Origin of the sequence: Vreelandella stevensii S18214 (genome assembly GCF_000275725.1) — a bacterium.
Taxonomy (GTDB): domain Bacteria; phylum Pseudomonadota; class Gammaproteobacteria; order Pseudomonadales; family Halomonadaceae; genus Vreelandella; species Vreelandella stevensii.
Genome location: NZ_AJTS01000049.1, coordinates 19,233 through 45,831 on the forward strand (window position 1 = coordinate 19,233; position 26,599 = coordinate 45,831).

The following is a 26,599-nucleotide window of genomic DNA, read 5'->3' on the forward strand; positions in this document are numbered from 1 at the left end:
CGCGCCTTCAGGCGCGGTCAGGGGATGGATCAGTTCTGCAGCTGTATCAGCAGGGGTTCGATCCCTTGAGTGCTCATCAGGTCCTGGGCGCGGTTCAGCTCCCGGGTATCCTCGTAAGGGCCCACCTGCACGCGGTGCCAGGTGTCGCCATTGGCCTGCACTTCGCTGATCTGTGCCAGCAAACTCAGGTTGCGCAGCCGGCCGCGCAGCTGCTCGGCGTCGCTGAGGTCGCGAAACGAAGCGGCTTGCAGCATGTAGCGATTCGGCGTGCTGGAACTGCTGCTGGTGCTAGTGCTGCTAGCGGCAGGCGGCTGGGTAGCCGCCACGGCGGCCTGCTCGTTGGGCCGCGTGTTGGCGGCAATGACCTGAGCAATCGGGTCGTTGGCGCTGCTGCCGGTGCTGCCCGGCGAGGCGTCGTCCGCGGCTGCCGCGTTGCTGGCGGCCTCTGCGGCGGCTTCGGCGATCTCAGGCCGAGTGATATTGGCCGGAATGGCGCCGCCTGGGGCGATGACCTCGGTTTCGGGGAGCAGCGTGTAGAACTCGAAGGTGGGCATGGCAGGCTCGGCCGAGGCTGCCTGCCCCGTGCCCTGGGCGTCTCCGCGCTCATCGCTGGAGGGCTTGGGCAGCACCGTGGCCTGGGGCGTGCTGCTCTGCTCCTGCCACGGGGCGGTGCCGTGCTGATGCTGCGCCAGGAAGAAGCCAGCGGCCACCCCGGCCACCCCCCACAGCCAGCCGGGAATACGCCACCCGTCGCCGGAGCGGCGAGCAGATTTACGCTGCGAGGTGGCGCCTCGGCGGGAAGGCTTGTTACGCGGGCTGGCCATGAATTACATCTCCTCTGGGGCACTGACCCCCATCAGATCCAGCCCGTTGCGCAGCACCTGACGCGTGGCCAGACCGAGCGCCAGGCGGGTGTTGCGCAGCGTGTCGTCCTCGACCATGACCTTGACGGCGTTGTAACAGGTGTGGAAGTCGCCCGCCAGATCCAGCAGGTACTGGGCCACCTGCTGAGGCTCGCGGTTGCGGGTCGCATGCTCCACCACTTCCGGGTAGCGGGCCAGGCGGTTGAGCACGGCTTTTTCCTGATCGCTGTCCAGCAGCGCCAGGTTGGCCATCGCCACGCCGTGGTCGAAGGGCTGGCCTGCCTCTTCGGCCTTGCGCAGCATGCTGCATACCCGGGCATGGGCGTACTGGATGTAGTACACCGGGTTGTCGTTGGACTGGGAGCGCGCCAGATCGATATCGAAGGTCAGCTGCGAGTCGGCGCGGCGCGCGGCCAGGAAGAAGCGGGTGGCATCGCGGCCGACTTCGTCGATCAGGTCACGTATGGTGACGTAGCTACCTGCGCGCTTGGACAGTTTCACTTCCACGCCCGATCGGGTCACCATGACCATCTGGTGCAGCACGTAGTCGGGCCAGCCCTGCGGAATGCCCACGCCAAGTGCCTGCAAGCCCGCACGTACGCGGGTAACGGTAGAGTGGTGGTCGGCGCCCTGCTCGTTGATCACGGTCTTGAAGCCGCGCTGCCACTTGTTCAGGTGGTAGGCCACGTCGGGCAGGAAGTAGGTGTAGCCGCCTTCACGCTTGCGCATGACGCGGTCCTTGTCGTCGCCGAAGTCGGTGGTGCGCAGCCATAGCGCGCCATCCTGCTCGTAGGTGTGGCCGTTGGCGACCAGCGTCTCGACAGTGGCCTCGACCTTGCCGTCCTCGTAGAGAGATGATTCGAGGAAGTAGACGTCGAATTCGACGCCGAAGGCCTTGAGATCCAGATCCTGTTCGCGGCGCAGCCAGGCCACGGCGAACGCCTGAATGGCTTCCAGGTCGTCGGCATCGGCCTTGGCCGTCACCTTGCGGTCGTCGGCGGTGACCGTCTTGCCAGCCATGTAATCGGTGGCCACATCGACGATGTATTCACCGCGATAGCCATCGGCAGGCCAGCTCTCATCCTCGGGGCCCAGCCCCTTGGCACGGGCCTGCACGGAGAGCGCGAGATTGTTGATTTGCGCGCCCGCGTCGTTGTAGTAGAACTCCCGAGTGACGTCATAGCCGCTGGCTTCCAGCAGGCGGCAGAGGCAGTCGCCAATCGCCGCGCCGCGGCCATGGCCCACGTGCAGCGGGCCCGTGGGGTTGGCCGAGACGAACTCCACCTGCACTTTTTCACCCTTGCCGATCAGGCTGCGACCAAAGGCGTCGCCGCTATCCAGCACCTGGGCAACGATCTGGGCGGCGGCATCGGCGGCGGCGAAGAAGTTGATGAAGCCGGGGCCTGCGATGTCGGTTTTCTGAATGGCGTCGCTGGCGGGCAGGGCGGCTACCAGGGCGTCGGCCAGCTCTCGGGGCTTCATGCTGGCGGGTTTGGCCAGCATCAGGGCCAGGTTGGTGGCGTAGTCGCCGTGGGCTTTGTCCTTGGTGGGGTCGACCTTGATGGCCGGCTGTACATCGTTGGGCAGCACGCCTTGGTGTTTGAGCGCATCAACGGCGCCTTCGAGCAAAGCAATAATCGTGTCTTTCATGTCAATATCCGGGTGTCTTCGGTGGCGGCGTGTGCAAGCGCCCAAATGGTGCAGCGTCAAAGCGGCCATTATCGGCAATTGGCGCGCAGTTTCAAAGCCGTATTCCAGGCCGGGGCAGGCTGGGCGTCGCGGGCGTTGTCATGGCTAGGCCAGTGTTTGCGGGTCGATGTCCACGGACCAGCGCACCTTGCGCGCATCGCGATGAGCTTCCAGCCACTGTACCAGCCAGTGGGCCGCCGTGTGTCGGTGGCTGCGTTTCTGGGCCGTGATCATGACATGCAGGTGGTAGCGATTCTGGCGGCGCTCCATGGGGGCTGGCACTGGCCCCAGGCAGCGTACCGGCAGGTTGGCATCCGTGAGCCACTGGCGCAAGGCCTGTGCAGCCTGTTGAGCCAGCGCCATGGCAGCAGGCTCCTGGGGGCTCTCGACGCGCAGTAGCGCCATGAAACAGAACGGGGGAAGCTGTGCCAGCCTTCGTTCTTCCAGCAGGTTGCGGGCCAGGGCGCCATAGCCATGTTCGGCCAGCTGGCCCAGATGGGGGTCGTCGGGGTGCAGGGTCTGCACCAGCACGCGGCCTGGATGAGCGGCCCGCCCGGCTCGGCCAGCGACCTGCTCCAGCAGCTGGGCGCTATGCTCCAGCGCGCGGAAGTCGGCGGCATAAAGGCCGCCATCGGCATTGACCACCACGACCAGGGTGACATGGGGCAAGTGGTGGCCCTTGGCCAGCATTTGCGTGCCCACCAGCAGGCAGGGCTCGCCGCGATGGATCTCCTTGAGCACCTGCTCGAAGCTCTCCTTCTTGCGGGTGCTGTCGCGGTCGATACGGTGTACGACGGTGTCAGGAAAGAGCCCCTGCAGGGTCTCTTCGGTACGTTCGGTGCCGCTCCCCAGTGCGCGCAGGTCGCCGCTGCCGCACTCGGGGCAGGCATTAGGCAGGGCGCGTCGGCTGTCACAGTGGTGGCAGGCCAACAGAGGGGGCTGTCTGTGCAGCGTCATGCGGGCATCGCACTGATGGCACTCGGCCAGCCAGCCACAGTTGTGGCACGCCAGGCTGGGGGCAAAGCCGCGCCGGTTGATGAAGACCAGCGCCTGCTTGCCAGCTTTCAGCGTCTGGCGGATGGCTTGCAGCGCCCCGGGCAGAAGGCCTCCCTGGCGACGCTGATGGCGCATGTCCAGGAGTTCCAGCTTGGCGGGCGGGTGGCGGCTGGGGCGCTGGGTCAGGCGCAGGTGCCGATAGACGCCCGAGAGCGCTTGCTGAAGGCTTTCCAGCGAAGGGGTGGCGCTACCCAGCAGCAGTGGGATCTGGTGGTGGTGTGCCCGGGCCACGGCGAGATCCCGGGCGTGGTAACGAAGCCCGTCGTGCTGCTTGTAAGAGCCGTCGTGCTCCTCGTCGACGATGATCGCACCAGGCTTGGCCAGCGGTGTGAAAATGGCCGAGCGGGTGCCGATGATGACCATGGCGCGCCCGCTGGCGGCGGCTTCCCAGACGTCCAGGCGCTCCGGGTCGGTGAGGCCCGAATGCAGGGCCACCACGGGCACCCGGAAGCGGCTCTTGAAGCGCGCCAGGGTTTGCGGCGTCAGGCCGATTTCGGGTACCAGCACCAGCGATTGCTTGCCCTTGGCGGCCAGCGCCTCGATCAACTGCAGGTAGACTTCGGTCTTGCCGCTGCCGGTCACGCCTTCCAGCAGGCATGGGTGGTAGCCGTCCAGCTTTTCGTGCAGCGCCGCCAGGGCCGTGGCCTGCTCACGGTTGAGGGGTAATGACGGCGTTGCCAGCAAGCTGCCGGAGACGGGCTGCCCCGCCGTCAGGGTGATCTCCTGGGGTTCGGCCAGACCCTTTTTTTGCAGCGCCTGGAGCTGTTCACGGGTGAACCCGTGGGCACTGATGGCCCGCCCTGCCAGCCCGTGGGGGTGCTGGCGCAACAGGCGGTAGAGCTCGGCCTGCCGCGGCGCGCGCTGTAGCGGCGTGTCATCGCCTTGACGCGCATGCCACAGGGTTTGCGTGCGGCCCACCATGGGGTGGCCCTGGCGCAGGCGTGCGGGCATGGCGTGCTGCATGGTGTCGCCCAGGCTGTGCTGGTAATAGCGGGCGGTGAACTGGCACAGCCACTGCCAGTCTTCGGGGAGCGGCGCGTCGTCCAGCGCTTCACTGACCGCGCGCAGCTGGGCGCGGGGCAGCTCGCTGCCGGAAGCCAGAGAGACGACGACCCCCACCACGTCGCGGCGGCCAAACGGTACCCGCACCCGCAGCCCCGGCAGCCAGCCGCAGGCGGGCGCGCGGGGGGCTGGCAGGTAGTCGAACAGGCGGCGCAGCGGCGATGGCAAGGCCACTTTCAGCACCTGAAAAGCGCCCGGAGTACGCTCTGCCGTGGCGGACGGGGAAGAAACGGAATCAGACAATTGGCCTCCGGCGTTTAGTTTGCTAGAATGCGCGGCCGCTCTCAATCTATCGGATCGAGCGGCTAACCGGTTAGCAGTTTTTCACACCCGTATGCGGTGCCTGGCAGCGGATCAGGTGGCGGCATATAGCTCATGAGGCTCAAGATGAAACAAGGTATCCACCCGAATTACAACACGGTCACCGCCAACTGCTCTTGCGGTGCCAGCTTCCAGGTTGGTTCTACTTCTGGTCAGGACTTCTCTCTGGACGTATGCTCCAACTGCCACCCCTTCTACACGGGCAAGCAGAAGCAGGCGAGCACTGGTGGCCGCGTAGAGCGCTTCAACAAGCGTTTTGGCGCTGCCGTCAAGCGCGGCTGATCCCGACGGATTCAGCCCATCGCAGGCACGCCATGTGCCCTGTGCAAAAACCCACGCTACGGCGTGGGTTTTTTGTCCTTGCCTTATTTGGCCGCTCCCTGGCGGCACCGGCATCTGAACGCTGGCCGAACGCTGTGTGATGAAGCCATGGCCCTGAGCCTCCTGTTGCGACGTTGTCCACAGCCGCTATCTCGCGGCGGGTGTGGATAAGTCTGCTCGTCGTTTTGGAATCTATTTCCAGCTTATGCTGCAGTGCATCCATAACGAAACCGTTATGGGTCAGTGTGCTATGCATAAGTTGCAGCAAATGAAGCTGAAAAGTTCCGAATGGATGGGAAAAGCCGCTAAAACGCACGTTTCATAGGCTGGTTGACTAGCTGCTTGAGACGCTTGGGTTTTTTCTATATTCTGATATGACTTTTCTACTTTAGGCTGATTGGACCTTGACCATGACGGATGCAAATAAGCAGGCAGCTCTGGATTATCACGCTAAACCGATCCCCGGTAAGCTCTCTGTTGAGCTGACCAAGCCCACCGCGACGGCGCGGGATCTGGCCCTGGCGTATAGCCCGGGGGTGGCTGAACCGGTTCGCGAAATCGCTCGCGAAGCGGAAAATGCCTACCGTTATACCGGCAAGGGAAATCTGGTGGCGGTCATTTCAGACGGCAGTGCCATTCTGGGCCTGGGTAACCTGGGGCCGCTGGCCAGCAAGCCGGTGATGGAAGGCAAGGGCGTGCTGTTCAAGTGCTTCGCGGGCATCAACTCAGTGGACATCGAAGTGGATGCCGAGAATCCGCAGGCGTTCATCGATACCGTGGCACGCATCGCCGATACCTGGGGCGGTATCAACCTGGAAGACATCAAGGCCCCCGAGTGCTTCGAAATCGAAAAGGCGCTGATCGAACGCTGCAACATTCCCGTGTTTCATGACGATCAGCACGGCACGGCCATCGTCACCGCTGCCGGTATGCTCAATGCCCTGGATATCGCCGGCAAGCGCATCGAAGACGTGAAGATCGTCTGCATGGGCGCAGGTGCTGCGGCGATTGCCTGCATGCGCCTGCTGATCTCCTGTGGTGCCAAAAAAGAGCATCTGGTCATGCTCGACCGTCGCGGCGTGATTCACACCGACCGCGATAGCATCAACGAGTACAAGGCTGAGTTCGCCCGTGATACCGACATGCGCACCCTGGACGATGCCATCGACGGTGCCGACGTGTTCATCGGCCTGTCTGGCCCCGGGCTGCTGTCTGCCGAGCAGGTGAAGAAGATGGCGGCGGATCCGGTCATTTTTGCTTGCACCAACCCGGACCCGGAAATTCATCCAGAGGTGGCTCGGGCAGCGCGCCCAGACGTCATTATGGCCACCGGCCGCTCGGATTTCCCGAATCAGGTCAACAACGTGCTGGGCTTCCCGTTCATCTTTCGTGGTGCCCTGGACGTACGCGCCACGCGTATCAATGAAGCGATGAAGCTGGCCGCCGTGCATGCGCTGAAAGATCTGGCCCGCGAGCCAGTGCCCCAGGAAGTGCTGAACGCCTACGAGCGTACCGAGATGAGCTTTGGTCGTGAGTACATCATCCCCACGCCGGTCGATATTCGCCTGCTGGAGCGCGTCTCCTCGGCGGTGGCCCAGGCGGCGGTGGACTCCGGGGTTGCCCGCAAGCCCTACCCGGCGCACTATCCGCTCAAGACCATCAACGATGTCTACGGCAGTTGAGCGCCGCTCGACACGAGATTGGCTGTTCGAGACGTCATGACGACAACGCCCGCAGAAGCGGGCGTTGTCGTGTGTGGTGTTCGTGTGGGTGCCGGGCGTCAGGTGAGCGGGTAGCGCACCAGCCCCTCTTGTGCCGTCGAGGCAATCAGCTGCCCATCGCGGCGATAGATATGGCCTCGCGCCAGCCCTCTGGCACTGCCGCTCCAGGGAGAGTCGATGGCGTACAGCAGCCACTCGTCCAGCCGTGTATCTTCGTGCAGCCACAGCGCGTGGTCGAGGCTGGCGATGCGCAGCTTCGGGTCCGTGTACTTGATGCCGTGAGGGATCAACCCGGTGGTCAGCAGGTTGAAGTCCGACGCGTAGGAGAGCAGATGGCGATGCAGCGCGGGGTCGTCGGGCAGCGGGCCGCCCGCGAACCGGAACCATAGGCACTGCCCGGCAGGCGAGGCGCTGTCCGGATTGTTCTTCAGGTGCAGGAACTCGATGGGGTGGCCTGGGAAACGAGCATGTTTGGCGTCACCGCTCTCCAGCAGCGCTTCGGGTGTGGGCACGTCAGGCATGGCGCGCTGATGGCTGATGCTCTCTTCCGGGCTTTGAAACGAGGCGCTGCAGAAGAAGATGGGCCGTCCCTTTTGGATGGCGGTGACCCGGCGGGTGGTGAAACTGCCGCCGTCGCGAATGGTATCGACCTGATAGACCACCGGGCGATGGGGGTCACCGGGGCGCAGAAAGTAGCCGTGCTGGGAGTGAGGGCGACGCTCCTCGGGGACGGTGCGGGCGGCGGCGGCCAGCGCCTGGCCAAGTACCTGCCCTCCGTACAGCTGGGGAAACCCAAGGTCCTGGCTTTGGCCGCGAAACAGCGTCTCTTCCAGGGGTTCCAGCTCCAGCAAGCTAACCAGTGACTTCAGCGCATCGTTCATTCTCGGTATCCTTGGTGCTGTCTGCTTGATCACTGAGGAGGCCGCCCTCAGCGTTTGGCGATCACGCCATTGAAACGATCGTTTCGCTACCTTAACGGAGTTTGTCTTGATACGCAGCGATGAATTTTACATGCACCGCGCGCTGGACCAGGCGCACCTGGCGATGGCCGCCGGAGAGGTACCGGTGGGGGCCGTGGTGGTGGACGCCGAGGGGGAGATCGTCGGGGTGGGCCACAATGCGCCGCTGTCCAGCTGCGACCCCAGTGGCCATGCGGAAGTGCGTGCGCTGCGCGATGCCGGGCAGCGGCTGGGCAACTACCGTCTGGAGGGCTGTACGCTCTACGTGACCCTGGAGCCCTGCATGATGTGCACCGGTACCATGGTGCATGCCCGCATTCAGCGGCTGGTGTACGCTGCCGCCGAGCCACGGGCGGGAATGGTGGAGTCAAAGGCCAATCTGCTCGCCCAGCCTTGGTTCAATCACCATGTCGACGTCACCGGTGGGGTGCTGGCGGCGCAAGCCAGCAAGCTGCTCAAGCAGTTCTTTGCCGACAAGCGCTAGCGCCGTCCCCGGTATCACGGGGTGAGCGGCGGCACGATCTCGAACAGCAGCAGCGGCTCTTCACTGGCCGGTGTCTGCTCCAGTTGGAAAAACTGCTGTCGACTGCGCTCCACGTATTCGATCATTTCGTAGTAGCGGCGAATGTTGCGCACGTAGATCACCGGCTCTCCGCCACGGGCGTACCCGTGGCGCGTCTGGCTATGCCACTCGCGCTGCTGCAGCAGCGGCAGCGCGGCACGCACGTCCTGCCACAGGTTGGGGTCGCCGCCGCGTCGTTCGGCAATGTTGCGGGCATCATAAAGGTGGCCAAGCCCCACGTTGTAAGCAGCCATGGCCATATAGAGGCGGTCTTCGCCGGTGATGCTGTCCGGTAAGCGGTCCTTGATGCTGCGCAGATAGCGGGCTCCGCCGTCGATGCTCTGGGCGGCATCGGTGCGGTCCGAAACGCCCATCTCGCTGGCCGTAGGGTTGGTCAGCATCATCAGGCCCCGCACCCCCGTGGGGGAGACGGCGTTAGGGTCCCAGTGGGATTCCTGGTAGCCCACGGCGGCCAGCAGTTTCCAGTCGAACCCCGTGTCTCGGGCGGCCTGCTTGAAGAGCTCGGTGTAGCGGGGCAGGCGCTCATCCAGATGGTCCAGAAACGTGCGCGTGCCCACGTACTCCAGGTAATCGTCATGGCCAAAATAGCGGCTGATCAAACGGTCCAGGGTGCCGTTTTCACGCAGCTCCTGCAGGAACTGGTTGGCCGCCTCGAGTAGCCCCAGCCCGCGCCCGCTGGGCAGCGCCCAGACCAGCGAGAGGGGCTCGCCCAGATAAAAGCCGCGCTCGACATTGGGAAAGAACAGCCGGTTCAAACGAAACTGGTGATCGAAGATGATGGCCGCATCCAGGGTGCCGTTTTCTACCCTGGCCATCAATTCGGCCACTTCCAGTTCGTTGGACTCCTTCCAGCTCAGGCTGGGGTAGTCGCTTTGCAGGGCTTTCAGAGCACCGCTGGTGCCCGCTTCGCTCTGGGTGCCAATGGACAGGCCGACAAGATCTTCGGGTGCGTTGATGCCATAGAGGCCGCGCCGGTAGACCACCAGTGGCTGCATCTCGATGATCGGACGGGTGTAGTGAATGCCGGGGGTATCGGCCATCAGCGGCAGCGACGCCGCCCCCAGGTCGCCCTGTTCGCGAACGGCAGGCAAGACGCCATCCGGGTGGTGGCTGGCGTTCAGGTTGAGGCTGACCCCCAAGGCGTCTGCAAAACGGTGCATCAGTTCATATTCGAACCCGGTTGGCCCCTGGCGGCCTTCGTAGTAGGTGGTGGGGGTATTGCGGGTATGTACGGTGATGAAGTCTTTGGCCAGCACGCGGGTGAGGTGTTCGCCGTCAGGAAAGGTCGATGGGCGCGGGATCAAAACCAGCAACAAAGTCGCGATCATCGCGAAATATGCCCGATAAAAGGCGCTAAAATGTCGGCAAATCAATGTCGGCATGGTGTCTTGTCGGCGTGGGACGAGCTGCCACGATACCCAGCCTTTATCGCCGTGTCACCTTGTTGATTTCGTGTGGCCGCCGCTTTCCAGTATCATAGTGCGCAGTCCGTGTGTCGGTCGCTTAGCGGCCCGGTGATTTCCTGCTCGACTCTTCCTGCTTTAGAGGCTCCCAGATATGCTCGAACTTCGAGGCGCGCCCGCCCTTTCTGCCTTCCGTCATGAACGGCTGCTAACGGTGTTGCGTGAATGTGTTCCAGAGGTGGAAGCGCTATCCGCCCACTACGTCCACTTCATTGACCACCACGAAGAGCTCGATACCGCCTCCCAGGAACGGCTGGCCAGGCTGCTCGATTACGGCAGCCAAGCCGCCCAGGAACCCCTCGAACAAGCCCAGCGTTTTCTGGTGGTGCCGCGCCTGGGCACCCAGTCGCCCTGGTCTTCCAAAGCCACGGACATCGCCCATAACTGCGGGCTGAGCCAGATCCATCGCATCGAGCGCGGCGTCGACTACCGCGTCGCATTGCGTGGCACGGCCACGGCAGAGCAGTGGGACGCCATCGGCGCACTGCTCCACGACCGCATGACCGAAAACGTGCTGGCCGACACGGCGGCGGCCAGCCAGCTGTTTGCCCACCACTCACCGGCACCGCTGGGCAGCGTGGATATTCTGGAGGGCGGGCGTGCCGCGCTGGAAGTCGCCAACCGGGAGCTGGGTCTGGCGCTGGCAGACGACGAGATCGACTATCTGGTGGCGGCCTTCGTCGAGCTGGGGCGCAACCCCAGCGACGTGGAGCTGATGATGTTTGCCCAGGCGAACTCGGAGCACTGCCGCCACAAAATCTTCAACGCGGACTGGATCATCGACGGCGAAGCCCAGCGCCATTCGCTGTTCAAGATGATCAAGAACACCTTTGCCACCTCACCGGATAACGTGCTGTCGGCCTACAGTGACAACGCGGCGGTGATCAAGGGCAGCCACGGCGGTCGCTTCTTTCCCACACCGCTGACCGGTGCAGAGGGTGAACGCGCTCACTACGATGCTCATCAGGAGCCCATCCATATCCTGATGAAGGTGGAAACCCACAACCACCCCACAGCGATTGCGCCTTTCCCGGGGGCGGCCACCGGCTCCGGCGGCGAGATTCGCGACGAAGGCGCCACCGGTATCGGCGGCAAGCCGAAGGCGGGCCTGGCGGGTTTCACCGTCTCCAACCTGCGTATCCCCGAGTTCGTGCAGCCCTGGGAGGCCTTCGATTACGGCAAACCCGAGCGCATGCAGTCGGCGCTCAACATCATGCTGGAAGGCCCGATTGGTGGCGCGGCCTTCAATAACGAGTTCGGCCGCCCCAACCTGACCGGCTACTTCCGCACCTACGAGCAGGATGCCCTCAGTGCCAATGGCATCGAGCGTCGCGGTTACCACAAGCCGATCATGATTGCCGGTGGATACGGCAATATTCGTGCCCAGCACGTCCAGAAAGGCGAGATTCCGGTGGGCGGCAAGCTGATCGTGATGGGCGGCCCGGCGATGCTGATCGGTCTGGGCGGCGGTGCCGCGTCCAGCATGGCGTCGGGGGAGTCGAGCGCCGACCTGGATTTCGCCTCGGTGCAGCGGGAAAACCCGGAAATCGAGCGCCGTGCCCAGGAAGTGATCGACCGCTGCTGGGCAATGGGTGAGAAAAACCCCATTCGCTTCATCCACGACGTGGGTGCCGGTGGCCTCTCCAATGCGTTGCCGGAGCTGGTCAAGGACGGCAACCGTGGCGGCCTGTTCGACCTGCGCGCGGTGCCCAACGCCGAGCCGGGCATGAGCCCGCTGGAAATCTGGTGCAACGAAGCCCAGGAGCGTTACGTGCTGGCCGTGGCCCCGGAAGACCTCGACACCTTCGATGCGCTGTGCAAACGCGAGCGCTGCCCCTATGCGGTGGTGGGCGAAGCTCAGGCAGAGCACCATCTGGAAGTGCGCGATGGCCACTTCGAAACCAAACCCGTCGATTTGCCCATGAGCGTGCTGTTCGGCAAGCCGCCGAAGATGACCCGCTCGTTCGAGCGCCAGACGCCCGAGCTTTCCGGCGTGATGCTCGACAACCTGGACCTGCGCGAAGCCATGGACCGGGTGCTGCGTCTGCCCACGGTGGCCTCGAAAAGCTTTTTGATTACCATCGGCGACCGTTCGATCACAGGCCAGGTGGCTCGTGACCAGATGGTCGGCCCCTGGCAGGTGCCGGTCGCCGACGTGGCAGTGACCACCGCCAGCTTCGATACCCATGCCGGTGAAGCCATGGCCATGGGCGAGCGCCCGCCGGTGGCGCTGATCGATCCGGCTGCCAGCGCCCGTTTGGCGGTGGCAGAGGCGATTACCAATCTGGCCGCCGCGCCGATCGCCAAGCTCTCGGACATCAAGCTCTCCGCCAACTGGATGAGTGCTGCCGACCACCCTGGCGAAAACCAGGCGCTGTACGACGCCGTGCACGCGGTCGGTATGGAGCTGTGTCCGGCGCTGGGGATTGCCGTGCCGGTGGGCAAGGACTCCATGTCGATGCGTACCGCCTGGCAGGAGGGCGATGATGCCGAAGAGAAGAGCATCACCTCGCCGCTGTCGCTGGTGGTCACTGGCTTTGCGCCGGTCACCGATGCGCTGGCCACGCTGACCCCGCAGATCAACCTCGAGCAGGATGAGTCGGACCTGATCCTGATCGACTTGGGCAACGGTCAGAACCGCCTGGGCGGCTCGGCGCTGGCCCAGGTGTATGGCCAGGTGGGCGACGAATGCCCCGACGTGGACGACCCGGAGGACCTGAAAGCGTTCTTCGAGGTCATTCAGGGCCTGAACCGGGATGGCAAGCTGCTGGCCTACCACGACCGCAGCGACGGTGGCCTGCTGGTCACGCTGCTGGAGATGGCCTTTGCAGGTCATGCCGGTCTTGAAATCAAGCTCGACTGGCTGATCGACGAGCCGGTGGAAGCCTTCAATGCGCTGTTTGCAGAAGAGCTGGGGGCGGTGATCCAGGTCAATCGCCAGCACACCGAAGAAGTGCTGACCCAGTTCGCCATGGCCGGTATCGAAACCTGCGGGGTGATTGCCCGCCCGCGTTACGACGATCAGGTGCGCGTGACGCTGTTCGAAGAGCCGCTGCTGGAAACCACCCGTCAGCTGACCCAGCGCACCTGGGCCGAGACCAGCTACCGGTTGCAGGCGCTGCGCGATAACCCCGAATGCGCCAAGAACGAATTCGACAACCTGCTCGACGTGCGTGACCCCGGTCTCAGCGCGGCGCCGACCTTCGATGTCAATGACGACATCAGCGCGCCTTACGTCAACACTGCCAAGCCAGCGGTGGCCGTCCTGCGTGAGCAGGGGGTCAATGGCCAAGTGGAAATGGCCTGGGCCTTCCACAAGGCCGGGTTCGATGCGGTGGATGTGCACATGAGCGACATCCTGGAAGGTCGTGTCTCGCTGGATACCTTCCAGGGCCTGGTGGCCTGTGGGGGCTTCTCCTATGGCGACGTGCTGGGGGCAGGCGGCGGCTGGGCCAAGTCGGTGCTGTTCAACGAACGCGCCCGCGAGCAGTTTGCGGCGTTCTTCACCCGGGACGACAGCTTCTCGCTGGGGGTGTGCAATGGCTGCCAGATGCTGTCGCAGCTCAAGACGCTGATCCCGGGCGCCGAAAACTGGCCCAGCTTCGTGCGCAACGAATCCGAGCAGTTCGAAGCCCGCGTGGCCATGGTGCGGGTAGAGAAAAGCCCCTCGATTCTGCTGGCCGGCATGGAAGGCTCGACGCTGCCCATCGCCGTGGCCCACGGCGAAGGGCGTGCCGAGTTCCGCGATACGGCGCACCTGCGCAGCATGCAGTCGAGCAGCCAAATTGCCCTGCGCTACATCGACAACTACGGTCAGGTCACCACTCGCTATCCGGCCAACCCTAATGGTTCCCCGTCGGGTATCACGGGGCTGACCACGCCGGATGGCCGTGTGACCATCATGATGCCTCACCCGGAGCGGGTGACGCGGGCAGTGACCAACTCCTGGCGTCCGGCAGAGTGGACCGAGGACGGCGCCTGGCTGCGGCTGTTCCGCAATGCGCGGGTATGGCTGGGTTAAGCGACCTTAAACGGCAAGGCGATCCCTACCCTAACGGCGGCTTCTGGCCGCCGTTAGCGACTGTGCGTTCGATACCCATGGTTTGCTGTGAGACGCTATCAGGATGCGCTGGCGGGCGGCTCCTCGGTGCTGGCCGGTGTGAGCCCCAGCCTGGATTCCAGCGTTTCGAGTTCCAGGCGATAACGCTCGACGAGATACTCGAAGCGTCCCAGGTCGTGGCCGCAATCCATGCAGAAAACATGTGCCGTATCGCGACGGGTGGCGGGCAAGCGCTTCTGGCGGCTACCGCATTTTGGGCATTCGAGGCTGAAATGTTGAGTTGCCATGGTAAACCTCTTTCTCAAGCGACTGCGTAATGGAAGGAGTCGTCAGCGGGGAGCAATAGCCCCTCACTGCTCAGACGCGACGAAAGTCGCAATAGTTCAATAGCAGGCTAATTAATTTGCCGATACCCAAAACACCCACGTCCTCCCCGCAGCTGCGCGCCTACCAGCAGGAAGCGGTCAAGCGGGTGGTTCACCACTTTCGCGCCACCAGCGACCCGGCGGTGGTCGTGCTGCCCACGGGCAGCGGCAAGTCGCTGGTGATTGCCGAGCTGGCGAGGCTGGCCCGTGGGCGGGTGCTGGTACTGGCCCACGTTCGCGAGCTGGTGGAGCAGAACCACGCCAAGTACCAGGCCTATGGTCTGGTAGCGGATATCTTCAGCGCCGGGTTGAAGCGCAAGGAGGCCAGTCGGCAGGTGGTGTTTGGCTCGGTGCAGTCGGTGGTGCGCAACCTGGCGCAGTTCAACGACGCCAGCTTCACGCTGCTGGTAATCGATGAGTGCCATCGGGTGTCGTTGGAGGAGGATTCCAGCTACCGCCAGGTGATCGACCATCTGCAGCGCCAAAACCCGCAGCTGAAGATTCTCGGCCTCACCGCTACGCCCTTTCGGCTGGGCCAAGGGTTTATCTACCACCGCCACTACCACGGTATGGTGCGCGGAGGAGAAGAGAGTTTCTTCACCGACTGCGTGTTCGAACAGCCGCTGCGCCTGATGGTCAAGCAGGGTTTTCTGACTGCCCCTCGGCGGCTGGACATGGCCATTGAGGGGTACGACTTTTCGGCGCTTGCTCCCTCCTCTAGTGGGCTGTTTCGGGAAGAAGAGCTTAATCGGGTGGTGGCCGGAAGTCGCGCCACGCCGGGCATCATTGCCCAAGTGGTCGAGCAGGCGGCCGACTGCCAGGGCGTGATGATTTTTGCCGCGACGGTCGCCCACGCCGAAGAGATCATGGGGTATTTGCCTGCCGACCAATCCGCGCTGATCACCGGCGCGACGGTCTCCGCCGAGCGCACCGCGCTGATCGATGCGTTCAAGGCGCGCAAGCTCAAGTATCTGGTCAACGTGGCGGTATTGACCACCGGGTTCGATGCCCCCCATGTGGATCTGATCGCGATCCTGCGCCCCACCGAGTCGGTGAGCCTCTATCAGCAGATCGTGGGGCGCGGACTGCGCCTCTCGCCGGGGAAGGAGGCGTGCCTGATCCTGGATTATGCGGGCAACCCCTGGGACCTCTATGCCCCTGAGGTAGGCGAGCCGCGTCCCGACAGCGATAGCGAGCCGGTGCAGGTCGAGTGCCCCGAGTGTGGGCATGCCAACCTGTTCTGGGGCAAGCGCGACGGCGAGCTGGTGATCGAGCATTTTGGCCGTCGCTGCCAGGGGCTGGTGGAGGACGGCGCCGGACGCCGTAGCCAGTGCACCTTTCGCTTTCGCTTCAAGGTCTGCGATGCGTGCGGGGCAGAGAACGATATCGCTGCCCGCCGCTGCCATGGCTGCGAGAAGCTGCTGGTGGATGCCGATGACAAGCTCAAGGAGGCGCTGCGGCTCAAGGACGCCAAAGTGCTGAGGGTGAGCGGCATGCAGCTGGAGGCGACCACCAACGGGCGCGGCTTGCCGCGCCTCAAAGTGACCTACCATGACGAAGACGGTGCCAGCCTGAGCGAATGGTTTGCCCTGGAGACTGCCGCCCAGCGCCGCGCCTTTTATGCGGTCTTCTTGCGCAACCACCTGCGCGCGCCGGGCGTGCCGTGGCAGCCAGCAACGCCAGACGACGTGGTGGCTGCCCAGTCTCGCCTGCGCCATCCCGACTTTGTGGTGGGCAGAAAGGTAGGCCGCCACTTTCAAATCCGCGACAAGCTGTTCGACTATCAGGGCCGCTATCGTAAAGCCGTCGAGGCGGCCGAGATGCCGCATTGATGGAGCGCTGTTACACTGCCGTTTTCAACTGACAAGGACTCGACCCGCGTGAGCGAGACGCCCAGCGCCGTGCAGGATCAAGACGCGATGCCCTCTACGGTGGAGCCCACCGTAGAGGGCCTTGGGCGCCTGTTCGATGAGCCCATTACGCAGCTGCCGGAAGACCTCTATATTCCCCCCGAGGCGCTACGGGTTTTCCTGGAAGCGTTCGAGGGGCCTTTGGATCTGCTGCTGTATCTGATTCGTCGGCAGAATCTCGACATTCTGCGTATCAACGTGGCGGTGATCACCCATCAGTACATCGAGTACGTGGAGATGATGAAGGCCATGGAGATCGAGCTGGCCGGCGAGTACCTGTTGATGGCGGCCATGCTGGCCGAGATAAAATCACGCACGCTGCTGCCGCGCCCCCCCAAGGCGGAAGGCGAGGAAGAAGAGGACCCCCGGGCGGAGCTGATACGCCGATTGCAGGAGTACGAGCGTCTCAAGGAGGCCGCTGAAGCGCTGGATGCCCTGCCCAGGGTGGGCCGGGACTGGTTCAGCGTGCAGGCGGGCCTGCCACCGCTGGAAACCCGCGTGATTCATCCCGATGTCGAGCTGGACGAACTGCTGGGCGCGCTGTCGGACATTCTCAAGCGGGCCGAGCTGGCTCAGGCCCACCAGATCAGTCGAGAGGTGCTCTCGACCCGGGAGCGCATGCTGAAGATCATGGAGCGCTTGCACGAAGATGGCACCCATGGGCGCTATACCCCCTTTGAAGCGCTGTTCTCCCTGGAGGAGGGGCGGGCAGGGGTCGTCGTGACGTTCATGGCCATTCTGGAGCTGGCCAAGGAGTCGATGATCGAAATCGTCCAGAACGCGCCGCTGTCGCCGATCCATGTGCGTGCTCGGCAGGCGGCGCTGGCCGATGAGGACGAGGACCCCTTTGCGCGGGAAAGTGATGACCCTGCGGACGAAGAGTCTGCCTTCGAACCTGACGAGGAGTCACGGTGAGAGACACCACGTTGGACGATATTGTCGAAGCCGCGCTGCTGGCGGCCGGAGAACCGCTGCCCGTGGAGCGGCTGGAGACGCTGTTTCTGGCGGATGAGTGCCCGTCTCGCAAGGCGCTGCGCGACGCCCTCGCGCGGTTGGCCCGGCGCCACGAGGACGGGGCGCTGGAACTGGTCGAAACGGCCTCGGGCTTTCAGCTGCGCATTCGCCCGCGGCTGTCGCACTGGGTGTCGCGGCTGTGGGATGAGCGCCCCCAGCGCTACTCCCGTGCCTTGCTGGAAACCCTGGCGCTGATTGCCTACCGTCAGCCGGTGACCCGGGGCGATATCGAAGAAGTGCGGGGCGTCAGCGTCAGCAGCTCGATCATTCGCACGCTGATGGAGCGGGGCTGGGTACGCATCGTCGGGCACCGCGACGTGCCGGGGCGTCCCGCCGTGTATGCCACGACGCGCAGCTTTCTGGATGACTTCGGGCTCAAGACGCTGGATGCCTTGCCGCCCATGCACACGCTGGTGGCCGCCGACGAAGCAGCATTGGCTGAGGAACCGCCCGCTGCGACGCATGTCGCACTGGACGAAGCCGTCGAAACCGTGCAGGATGCGCCACCCCAGCAAGATCAGAACACGTCGGCAGCGAGTGCCGACCCCCACGCCGAGACGGCGTTAACCCAGCCGCTGAGCTTTGCCGATCTGGAGGCACGGCTTGCGGCACGTGCCCAGCGTCGAGATGAGGACGCGGGCACGCAGACCAACGATGTGAGGTCAGACGACCATGAGTCAGAGTAACAACACCACGCCGCCCACCAGCGAAAAACTGCAGAAAGTGCTGGCCCGTGCGGGCCTTGGCTCCCGCCGTGAAATGGAAACCGCGATTGCCGATGGCCGGGTGAAGGTGAACAGCCAGGTGGCCAAGCTGGGTGACCGCGTGGAAGCCCGCGACAAGGTCAGCTTCGATGACCGCCCGGTCACGCTGCGCCCGGAAGAAGAAGTGCCGCGTCGGGTCATCATGTACAACAAGCCGGAAGGCGAGCTGTGTACCCGCAAGGACCCGGAAGGCCGTCGCACGGTCTTCGAGCGTCTGCCGCGCCTGAAAGGCGAGCGCTGGATTGCCATCGGGCGGCTGGATATCAATACCAGCGGCCTGCTGCTGTTCACCACCGACGGTGAACTGGCCAATCGCTTGATGCACCCCTCCACCCAGGTGGAGCGTGAGTACGCGGTACGGGTCATGGGCGACGTCAAGCGAGAGCATATCGTCGCCATGGTGGATGGCGTCATGCTGGAAGACGGCCCCGCCCGTTTCACCGACGTGCAGGAGTTTGGTGGTGAAGGCATCAACACCTGGTTCCACGTGGTGATTCTGGAAGGCCGCAACCGCGAAGTGCGCCGCTTGTGGGAGTCCCAGGGGCTCACCGTCAGCCGCCTGAAGCGCGTGCGCTACGGTAATATCTTCCTCGACAAGCGTGCCAAGGCGGGCGAGTGGGTAGAGCTTTCCCAGGACGAAGTCGACGATCTGGCGACCCTGGCCCACCTGGAAACCCGCAAGGTGCCCGAGCTGACGCCGGACGAGAAAAACCGCTGGAGTCGCGACAAGCACAAGCGTCGCCCGGTTCAGGCCATGCGCAAGCCCAAGCGTCGTTAAGCGATGCTCGCCGCGCGGTGTGGGGACACCGAGCACCGCGCGGTTTTTTTAGACGAAAGACAAAAAAGGCTTGCTATTGTCGGGTGTGATCCGTACTATATGCATCCGTTCGGACGGGTCGTTAGCTCAGTTGGTAGAGCAGTTGACTTTTAATCAATTGGTCGTAGGTTCGAATCCTACACGACCCACCATTCGAACAGCGGCGATGTTATCAGGTGATACACTACGGTAACGCCGTACAGAGCGGCGAAAGCCCTCAGAAAAGCAGCAGGATTTGGGTCGTTAGCTCAGTTGGTAGAGCAGTTGACTTTTAATCAATTGGTCGTAGGTTCGAATCCTACACGACCCACCAAATTCAACGCCCCTGGTAGCTTGCTGCCAGGGGCGTTCTGCTATGCGCGTTCTGCCCTGGCGATGGGCAGGGTGCATCGGCAAATCATGCCGCACTGCAGCGTGCGGTTCTGCTTGCAGCAGGCAATACTTGTCCACCACAATGGACCTGTAACGATGTGTGGATTTGGCTGTCGATCATGCTCGGCAGCGCTGGCCCGCAGTAGCAGGCCAGATCGGCAACCGGCGAGTGCGACAGACGCAGCGGCCAGTTGCCCCGAGGGCGGCGCATGCGGAGCGCATACGTCGCAACTGGTGTTTAACGGGGGGATTCCCTGTTCGTCACAGTGGTAGACACGATGACTATTCTGACTTCTCAAGTGGCGCTGGAAGCACCGCTTCCCAGCCCATACTGCCCAACGCGCATCCCGGCGGAAGACGAAGCCCGCGTGGCCGAGATCAAACAGCTGCTCAAGGCCCACAACGCCGTTCTGGTGGCGCACTACTATACCGATGACGCCATTCAACAGCTGGCCGAAGAGACCGGTGGCTGCGTGGCAGACTCCCTCGAAATGGCCCGGTTTGGCGCTCGCCACGACGCTACTACCCTGGTGGTGGCTGGGGTACGCTTCATGGGCGAGACAGCCAAGATCCTCTCCCCGGAAAAGCGGGTGCTGATGCCCACCCTGGAGGCCACCTGCTCACTGGATATCGGCTGCCCCATCGACGAATTCAGCGCGTTCTGTGACGCCCACCCGGACCGCACGGTGGTGGTCTACGCCAACACTTCGGCGGCCGTCAAGGCGCGTGCCGACTGGGTCGTGACCTCCTCGATCGCCGTCGAGGTGATCGAACATCTGCAGGCCAAGGGGGAAAAAATTCTCTGGGCGCCCGACAAGCATCTGGGGGGCTACATCCAGAAAAAAACCGGCGCCGACATGCTGATGTGGGATGGCGCCTGCATCGTCCATGAGGAGTTCAAGGCCAGGGGGATCGAGGACCTGAAACGCCTGTACCCCGAGGCAGCCGTGCTGGTGCACCCGGAGTCGCCGGAAGCGGTCGTCAAGCTCGCCGATGTGGCTGGTTCGACCTCGCAATTGATCAAGGCGGCGCAAACGCTGCCCAACGACAAGCTGATCGTGGCCACCGACCGCGGCATCTTCTTCAAGATGCAGCAGGCCGTGCCGGGCAAGACGCTGTTCGAAGCGCCGACCGCAGGCAATGGAGCCACCTGCCGTAGCTGTGCCCACTGCCCGTGGATGGCGATGAACGCGCTGGATAACCTGGCGGGCGCGCTGCGCGAAGGCAGCGGCGAAATTTTCGTCGATGCGGCCTTGCGTCAGCAGGCGCTCAAGCCGCTGGAGCGGATGCTGAACTTCAACGCCTAGGTTCTGCCTGGCGTGAATGCACAAGGCCCGGCGCCCTTTGGCGCCGGGCCTTGGCGTATTTGGCTGAGCGGTGGCTGGGCGGCGTGGCTAAAATTTTTCCAGCGCTTCCCGGTACTCGATGAACGCTTCGCGGCGCTGCTCGATGCGCGCCAGTGCCTGCTGGTCGTTCTCCTGCTGGGCAGCGTCTCGGGCGATGCCTAGCTGGCGAATGCCGCTATCCATTCGGCCGGTGAGCTGCAAATGTTCGGCCCGGGCCAGGTGCCCCCAGCCATTGTGGCCACTGCGGCCAGCCGCTTCCGCCAGCAGGTTGAACCCCTGAGGGTTGTCCGGGTGGCGCGCCGTGACTTCTCGCAGCAGCGTGTAGGCTGCCTGAGGGTCGCGCTGCAGCTGCGCTTCTGCCAGGGTGAGCTGAGCGGGCAGGTAGTTGGGCATCAGCCGCAACAGCCGCTGGCTGCGCTGGATGGCATCGTCATAGCGCTGGGCCTGCAGGGCCACCTGGGCGGCCGAGGCGGGCAGCATGGCGTAATCCGGCAGCTCGCTGGCCAGCCGATCCAGAGTCTGGAGCGCCTGATCGGTCTGGCCATTCTGCGCATCGATCAGGGCTGAAACATAGCGCAGGGCGGGCTCCTCGGCGCTCTCCTGTTCGAGACGGGCCGCCGCTTGTTGAGGGCTGTTACGATGGATGCTGAGCAGTGCTCGGGCGCGCATCATGTCGTACAAGGTATCGCTGGTGTATCGATTGGCGACGCTGAGCTGTGCCGCCCGGGCCTGGGCATCGCTCAAGCGGCTGTCGGAGACCGGGTGGGTCAGCAGAAATTCCGGGGGCGTGCCGCCCTGCAGGCGCGCCATGCGCTGCATGGCGCCAAACATGCGCACCATGGCTTCGGGGTCGTAACCGGCGGCGGCCATGGCTTGCAGGCCCACACGGTCGGCCTCCTGCTCGAAGCGCCGCGAGTAGCTGAGCTGGTCCTGAATCAGCGCCGCCTGGGAGCCCATGGCGGTGGCGATACCGGCATCGCCACCGCCGCTGGCGGCAATCAGCATGCCCGCCAGCATGGCGGCCATGGCGGGCAGTTGCGTCTGCTCCGCCCGAGCGCTGCCGCGCGCGTAGTGGCGCTGGGAGAGGTGCCCCAGCTCGTGGGCAATGACCGAAATGAACGCGCCTTCATCCTCGGCAAAGGCAAACAGCCCCGAGTTGATGCCCACCACGCCACCGGGCACGGCAAAAGCGTTGAGCGAGCGGTTATCGACCATTACCGTGGTCGTCTGCAGATTGCCCAGCTGGCTATGGGGCGCCAGCCTGGCCACCAGGCTCTCCAGGTAGTCGTTGACGATGGGGTCCTGCCACTGAGGGGCATGGGCCCTGAACTGGCGCAGCCAGGCACGGCCCAGGCGATACTCCTCGTTGCTCACCGAAGTGGAGGCGCCCCCCAGGGTGGGCAGCTGATAGCTGTCACTGCTCTGAGCAGGCGCGCTGAGGCCCACAGTGCCCAACAGCAGGGCCAGTGCGCAGGCCAGGCGTGGCGTAACAGTCTTAAGGTGCGCCATGGCATCCCTCGTGATGGTTCTCGATTCGCACGATCATTGCGGTGATGGATGTTGCAAACACAGGCTGTGACATTGATTCAGGCAAGGAAGTGCCGTTAAATCGAGACAGGCTGGTCATCGTCCGAACAGTGTATGCAACAATACCGTGGTTATGTAGCGGTGAACGGTGGTCGTTATGAATCGCTGTATGAATAGCTGTGTCATGGGTCGTTTTGTTATGGGTAAAAGCGCTTTCACAAGGGAGAGGGTATGTCTGAGCAAATAGCATCCGCGCTGGCCGAGGGGGTAGAGCCCGATGCGGTACTGGACGCTACCGGGCTGCACTGCCCGTTGCCGCTGTTGAAGGCCAAGCAGGCGCTAGCCGGGTTATCGGCAGGCCAGTTGCTGGAGATACGTGCCACCGATGCGGGCTCCTGGCGCGATGTCGCTTCCTTCGCCGAGCTGAGTGATCATCGGCTGGAAGCCAGAGTTCAGCAGGGCGAGATCTACGTGTTCTGGCTGCGTAAAGCCGGGGCGGCTCGCTCATGACCATGCGCGCCATTCTCAGAAGCTGGATCGAACGCTATTTCTCCGATGAAGAGGCACTGGTCCTGCTGGTGGTGCTGATCGCGGGGCTGGCAGCCATCGTGCTGTTTGGCCGCATGCTGGCGCCTTTCTTCACCTCATTGGTGCTGGCGTTTTTGCTGCAGGGGCTGGTCAGTGGGCTGACCCGGCGAGGCGTGCCCCACTTGTTGGCGGTCATCATCGTGTTCGTGGCCTTTGTCAGCGTGCTGCTGTCCATGGCGTTCATTCTGATGCCGTTGATATGGAACCAGCTGGTGGGGCTGGTGCAGGAGACGCCACGCATGTTTGCCACGGCGCAGATATGGCTGGACGAGCTGCAGGCGCGCTTCCCCAACCTGATCACGCCTGATCAGATGCAGAGCTGGATCGGGGTGGCCGGACGCGAGATCAGCCAGGTAGGGCAGCGCGCCTTGACGCTGTCGCTGTCGTCGCTGGGTAACGTGATGTCGTTGATCATCTACCTGGTGCTGGTGCCCATTCTGGTGTTTTTCATGCTCAAGGATCGCGAGGCGCTGGTAGGGTTTGCGCTCTCGCTGCTGCCGCAAAAGCGCTCGCTGTTGACGCGTATCTGGCAGGAAATGGATCGCCAGATCGCCAACTACATCCGTGGCAAGGCCATCGAGATCGTGATTGTCGGTACGGTCTCGTATCTAACCTTTGCCCTGTTTGGGCTGCCCTATACGGCGCTATTGGCCGTGCTGGTGGGCTTCTCCGTGTTGGTGCCTTACATCGGTGCTGCGGTGGCCACCATTCCCGTGGCGGCGGTGGCGGTCTTTCACTTTGGCGTCAGCGAGCAGTTTGCCTATGTGCTGCTGGCCTACGGCATCATTCAGGCCCTGGACGGTAACGTGCTGGCGCCGGTGCTGTTTTCCGAGACCAACAACATTCATCCGGTGTCGGTCATTCTAGCGGTGCTGTTTTTCGGCGGTATCTGGGGGTTCTGGGGGGTATTCTTTGCCATTCCCTTGGCCACCCTGTTGAAAGCCCTGGTGACCGCATGGCCCAGAGGGTTGGAAGGGCACCAGGAGTTGCGTGACCAGATAGAGCTGAAGGCCGACTAGCCCCAACAGGCTGACGGCGTCGAGGGGCTCGATGCCGTCAGCCCGAGTTGTCAGAACGCGTTATTCGCCATTCAGTGCCTGAGCGGCTGCCAATACCTCCTCCGCGTGACCGGGGACCTTGACGCCACGCCACGCTTTGGCGAGCTTGCCATCCCGGTCGATCAAAAACGTGCTGCGCTCGACCCCCAGGTGCTCCTTGCCGTACATCTTCTTCAGTTTGATGACGTCAAACAGCTGACAGACCGCTTCGTCCTTGTCCGAGATCAGCGCAAAATTGAAGTCCTGCTTGGCCTTGAAGTTCTCCTGGGCGCGCAGGCCGTCTCGAGAAATGCCGATGACCACGGTGTTGGCGGCATCGAAGGCCGCCTTGCGGTCACGGAAGTCGCCGCCTTCGGTGGTACAGCCCGGGGTGCTGGCCTTGGGGTAGAAGAAAATCACCACCTGCTGGCCGCGTAGTTCGGACAGCGTGATGGTGGTGTCGCCAGTGGCGCTGGCCGAAAAGTCGGGAACGGGTTGACCGAGTTCGAGTGACATACAAGCTCCTCACAGATAGGGGTTCGCCAAGATTACACGCATGCGCCGCCGTGCTGTCAAAGCGAATCGTTCTGGTTTGGCCCGGCTCAGTGGTAAACTCTGCGTGCTTTACGCTGTACAGGCTCGAATCGCCTGAGTACCATTTGCTGTTTACAGGCGGGGTCATCGTGTTCCTTCGAGGTATCCGCGCCGCGTCTTTTACTCGATCATGGGCCATGCCACCCCGCCTGGCCGGGCGAGTTCCACTTTTTTGCAGGTGAGGAAAATACGGATGATCACAGGCAGCATTGTCGCCCTCGCGACGCCGATGAAGGTCAATGGCGACATCGACTGGGAGGCGCTTCGTCGCCTGGTGAACTTCCATCTCGAGAACGGTACCGATGCCATCGTGGCCGCAGGCACTACCGGTGAGCCCACCACCATGTCGTTTGCCGAGCACTTCGATGTGATCCGCAGCGTCGTGGAAGAGGTCAATGGGCGTATCCCGGTCATTGCCGGTACCGGCGCGAATGCCACCTCCGAAGCGGTCGAGCTGGCGCGCTATGCCAGCGAAGTAGGCGCCGATTACTGTCTCTCCGTGTGCCCTTACTACAACAAGCCTACTCAGGAAGGCCTGTACCAGCACTTCAAGGCGGTGGCCAAGGGCAGCAAACTGCCGGTCATCCTCTATAACGTGCCGGGACGTACCTGCTCGGATCTCTACAACGAAACCGTCATTCGCCTGGCCGAGGTGGACAATATCATCGGCCTGAAGGATGCCACCGGGAACCTTGAGCGCGCCGAAGATCTAATCTCTCGCCTGAAGGGCAGCGACTTCATGCTCTACTCCGGTGACGATGCCACGGCCTGTGATTTCATGCTGATGGGTGGCCATGGTGATATTTCGGTCACCGCCAATGTGGCGCCCAGGGCGATGCACGAGCTGTGCGCCGCCGCGGTGGCAGGGGATGCCGACAAGGCGCATCAGATCAATACGCGCCTGATGCCGCTGCATACCAACTTGGGTATCGAGTCCAACCCGATCCCCGTCAAGTGGGCGCTGAATCGCATGGGTTACATGGAGCAGGGCATCCGCCTGCCGCTGACCTGGCTGTCCGAAAAGTACCACGGTACGGTAAACGAAGCGCTGCAACTGGCGGGTTTGATCAAGGAGTAACCCCAGGCGCTGCGAACGCATTTGCTACCCGGTGACGATGTACCTGCCGGGTAAATGACCTGATGACTGTTAAGGTGGCTTGATGAGCTCTGTGCTAGAAAAACGTGCGCTGAAATGGATTCCGCTGGCGCTGGCTGCAACCGTCACGCTGGCGGGCTGCGCGCGTGACGGGTACTACCACGACCGTAACCTGGACTACACCGAAGCCGCGCCAGCGCCGCCTCTCGTTTTGCCGGAAACGCGCAATACTCAGCGTTATCGGGATGCCATGCCGGTTCCTCAAGCGGGCCTGCAAGGGTCGCGTGTCGATGAAGCCGCGCGTATCGGTCCGCCACCTTCTCTGGCGCTAGGCAGCGGGCTGGAGCCGGAGTACGTCGAGCGGCGTCAGGCGGGTGACCAGGTCTGGCTGGTGGTAGCCGCAGACCCCGGCGCGGTATGGCCTCAGTTGGAGGGGTTCGTGCGCAGTCGCCAACTGGGTGTTCAGGAGAGCAGTGCGACCCAGGGCGTCATCGTGACGCCTCAAGCCACGTTACGCTTGCAGAGCGCCCTGCGTGCCGGCAGCAGCGAAGTGCGCTGTGAGCAGGGTGGGCAGAGCGTCGAGAGCTGTGTGGCGGCGCTGGAGCAGTACCTCGGTGCGCGTAGCGCAACGGCCAGCGCTTCCTCCTGGACTGCGCAACGCCTTGCCAGCGAGCAAACGCTGCAAATGCGTCAGCAGGGCGATGAGTGGGAGGTCCTGATTCCGCAGCCCATCGAGCGCGTCTGGGCCGAAATGAACCACTACCTGGCGCTGGATTTCACCCAGGAAGGCCAGCGTGATCTGCTGGAAGCCTCGGCTGACGACTATGAGTTCCTGGTCGAATACATGACCCAGACCGAGCGTGGACGTAACCCGCTGCAGATCGTGTTCAGCCAGGACGTGCGCCGCATGTCCCAGAATATTCGCCTCGTGCTCCAGCCGGAGGGCAACCAGACCGTGCTGCGTGCCGTCAATGCCAGCGAGCGTGGATTCAGTGCAGATGACCAGCGCGAGTTGCTCGAGCGTGTCTCCGGCTACTTACGTTAACTCTTAGACCTTGATTTTAGACGGAG

21 protein-coding genes and 2 tRNA genes are annotated in these 26,599 nt (G+C 63.4%); 15 read left to right on the forward strand and 8 right to left on the reverse strand.

Going from position 1 to position 26,599, the window contains the following annotated elements:
* Window positions 1–29: 29 nt before the first annotated feature.
* The 3 genes from HSS18214_RS0115230 to HSS18214_RS0115240 all read right to left on the reverse strand — a co-directional run bounded on the left by HSS18214_RS0115230 (window position 30) and on the right by HSS18214_RS0115240 (window position 4,913).
* Entirely contained in the window at window positions 30–824 is a 795-nt protein-coding gene (locus tag HSS18214_RS0115230) for an SPOR domain-containing protein (protein WP_016916136.1), read from the reverse strand.
* A gap of 3 nt (window positions 825–827) precedes the next feature.
* On the reverse strand, window positions 828–2,513 hold the full coding sequence (gene argS, locus HSS18214_RS0115235) for an arginine--tRNA ligase (protein ID WP_016916137.1): 1,686 nt from the start codon (window positions 2,511–2,513) through the stop codon (window positions 828–830).
* A 144-nt stretch (window positions 2,514–2,657) separates the two neighbouring features.
* The gene (locus HSS18214_RS0115240) at window positions 2,658–4,913 is read right to left on the reverse strand and encodes a primosomal protein N' (protein WP_156808536.1); all 2,256 of its coding nucleotides are present in this window, start codon (window positions 4,911–4,913) and stop codon (window positions 2,658–2,660) included.
* Between the two features lie 144 nt (window positions 4,914–5,057).
* On the opposite strand from HSS18214_RS0115240, the gene rpmE reads away from it, so the two are divergent.
* Window positions 5,058–5,273 carry a 50S ribosomal protein L31 gene (gene rpmE / locus HSS18214_RS0115245; protein ID WP_016916139.1) on the forward strand — a complete coding sequence of 72 codons (216 nt, stop codon included), beginning with the start codon at window positions 5,058–5,060 and terminating at the stop codon, window positions 5,271–5,273.
* Between the two features lie 449 nt (window positions 5,274–5,722).
* The gene (locus HSS18214_RS0115250; protein ID WP_016916140.1) at window positions 5,723–6,994 is read left to right on the forward strand and encodes a malic enzyme-like NAD(P)-binding protein; all 1,272 of its coding nucleotides are present in this window, start codon (window positions 5,723–5,725) and stop codon (window positions 6,992–6,994) included.
* Window positions 6,995–7,092: 98 nt separating this feature from the next.
* Here HSS18214_RS0115250 and HSS18214_RS0115255 read toward each other — a convergent pair whose 3' ends face one another.
* Window positions 7,093–7,914, reverse strand: coding sequence for an acyl-CoA thioesterase (locus tag HSS18214_RS0115255; RefSeq protein WP_016916141.1), 822 nt, complete (start codon window positions 7,912–7,914; stop codon window positions 7,093–7,095).
* Window positions 7,915–8,023: 109 nt separating this feature from the next.
* Between HSS18214_RS0115255 and tadA the strand changes: the two genes are divergently transcribed.
* The gene (tadA, locus tag HSS18214_RS0115260; RefSeq protein ID WP_026001979.1) at window positions 8,024–8,476 is read left to right on the forward strand and encodes a tRNA adenosine(34) deaminase TadA; all 453 of its coding nucleotides are present in this window, start codon (window positions 8,024–8,026) and stop codon (window positions 8,474–8,476) included.
* 14 nt (window positions 8,477–8,490) lie between these two features.
* Here tadA and mltF read toward each other — a convergent pair whose 3' ends face one another.
* Entirely contained in the window at window positions 8,491–9,957 is a 1,467-nt protein-coding gene (mltF, locus tag HSS18214_RS0115265; RefSeq protein ID WP_026001980.1) for a membrane-bound lytic murein transglycosylase MltF, read from the reverse strand.
* Between the two features lie 175 nt (window positions 9,958–10,132).
* Between mltF and purL the strand changes: the two genes are divergently transcribed.
* Entirely contained in the window at window positions 10,133–14,059 is a 3,927-nt protein-coding gene (gene purL, locus HSS18214_RS0115270) for a phosphoribosylformylglycinamidine synthase (protein ID WP_026001981.1), read from the forward strand.
* Between the two features lie 98 nt (window positions 14,060–14,157).
* On the opposite strand, the gene HSS18214_RS0115275 is transcribed toward purL, so the two are convergent.
* Window positions 14,158–14,385: a hypothetical protein gene (locus tag HSS18214_RS0115275; RefSeq protein ID WP_016916145.1), complete on the reverse strand. Its 228-nt coding sequence runs from the start codon at window positions 14,383–14,385 to the stop codon at window positions 14,158–14,160.
* A 116-nt stretch (window positions 14,386–14,501) separates the two neighbouring features.
* Between HSS18214_RS0115275 and radD the strand changes: the two genes are divergently transcribed.
* From radD to nadA, 7 genes are all read left to right on the forward strand, one after another.
* Complete coding sequence (gene radD / locus HSS18214_RS0115280; RefSeq protein ID WP_016916146.1) at window positions 14,502–16,295, forward strand: DNA repair helicase RadD; 1,794 nt, start codon at window positions 14,502–14,504, stop codon at window positions 16,293–16,295.
* Between the two features lie 48 nt (window positions 16,296–16,343).
* Complete coding sequence (locus HSS18214_RS0115285) at window positions 16,344–17,288, forward strand: segregation and condensation protein A (protein ID WP_016916147.1); 945 nt, start codon at window positions 16,344–16,346, stop codon at window positions 17,286–17,288.
* Entirely contained in the window at window positions 17,285–18,073 is a 789-nt protein-coding gene (gene scpB, locus HSS18214_RS0115290) for an SMC-Scp complex subunit ScpB (RefSeq protein WP_016916148.1), read from the forward strand. Before HSS18214_RS0115285 ends, scpB begins: the two co-directional genes overlap by 4 nt.
* Window positions 18,060–18,929 (forward strand): 23S rRNA pseudouridine(2605) synthase RluB, encoded by an 870-nt coding sequence (rluB, locus tag HSS18214_RS0115295; RefSeq protein ID WP_016916149.1) that lies wholly within the window; start codon window positions 18,060–18,062, stop codon window positions 18,927–18,929. Before scpB ends, rluB begins: the two co-directional genes overlap by 14 nt.
* A gap of 115 nt (window positions 18,930–19,044) precedes the next feature.
* Window positions 19,045–19,120, forward strand: a tRNA-Lys gene (locus tag HSS18214_RS0115300).
* 85 nt (window positions 19,121–19,205) lie between these two features.
* Window positions 19,206–19,281: transfer RNA gene (locus HSS18214_RS0115305), tRNA-Lys, on the forward strand.
* A gap of 337 nt (window positions 19,282–19,618) precedes the next feature.
* Window positions 19,619–20,647, forward strand: a complete 1,029-nt coding sequence (gene nadA, locus HSS18214_RS0115310) for a quinolinate synthase NadA (RefSeq protein ID WP_016916150.1) — start codon at window positions 19,619–19,621, stop codon at window positions 20,645–20,647.
* 87 nt (window positions 20,648–20,734) lie between these two features.
* On the opposite strand, the gene HSS18214_RS0115315 is transcribed toward nadA, so the two are convergent.
* On the reverse strand, window positions 20,735–22,195 hold the full coding sequence (locus HSS18214_RS0115315) for a M48 family metalloprotease (RefSeq protein WP_016916151.1): 1,461 nt from the start codon (window positions 22,193–22,195) through the stop codon (window positions 20,735–20,737).
* A 249-nt stretch (window positions 22,196–22,444) separates the two neighbouring features.
* Here HSS18214_RS0115315 and HSS18214_RS0115320 point away from each other — a divergent pair, with 249 nt between their 5' ends.
* Both HSS18214_RS0115320 and HSS18214_RS0115325 read left to right on the forward strand, forming a co-directional pair.
* On the forward strand, window positions 22,445–22,723 hold the full coding sequence (locus HSS18214_RS0115320; protein WP_016916152.1) for a sulfurtransferase TusA family protein: 279 nt from the start codon (window positions 22,445–22,447) through the stop codon (window positions 22,721–22,723).
* Window positions 22,720–23,820, forward strand: a complete 1,101-nt coding sequence (locus tag HSS18214_RS0115325; RefSeq protein WP_016916153.1) for an AI-2E family transporter — start codon at window positions 22,720–22,722, stop codon at window positions 23,818–23,820. The genes HSS18214_RS0115320 and HSS18214_RS0115325 overlap by 4 nt, the downstream gene beginning before the upstream one ends.
* Window positions 23,821–23,880: 60 nt before the next feature.
* Here the strand turns inward: HSS18214_RS0115325 and HSS18214_RS0115330 are convergent, their stop codons facing one another.
* Complete coding sequence (locus HSS18214_RS0115330) at window positions 23,881–24,354, reverse strand: peroxiredoxin (RefSeq protein WP_016916154.1); 474 nt, start codon at window positions 24,352–24,354, stop codon at window positions 23,881–23,883.
* Between the two features lie 271 nt (window positions 24,355–24,625).
* On the opposite strand from HSS18214_RS0115330, the gene dapA reads away from it, so the two are divergent.
* Together dapA and HSS18214_RS0115340 are read left to right on the forward strand one after the other, a co-directional pair.
* Window positions 24,626–25,510, forward strand: a complete 885-nt coding sequence (gene dapA, locus HSS18214_RS0115335) for a 4-hydroxy-tetrahydrodipicolinate synthase (RefSeq protein ID WP_016916155.1) — start codon at window positions 24,626–24,628, stop codon at window positions 25,508–25,510.
* A gap of 82 nt (window positions 25,511–25,592) precedes the next feature.
* Entirely contained in the window at window positions 25,593–26,573 is a 981-nt protein-coding gene (locus HSS18214_RS0115340; protein ID WP_016916156.1) for an outer membrane protein assembly factor BamC, read from the forward strand.
* Window positions 26,574–26,599 lie beyond the last annotated feature (26 nt).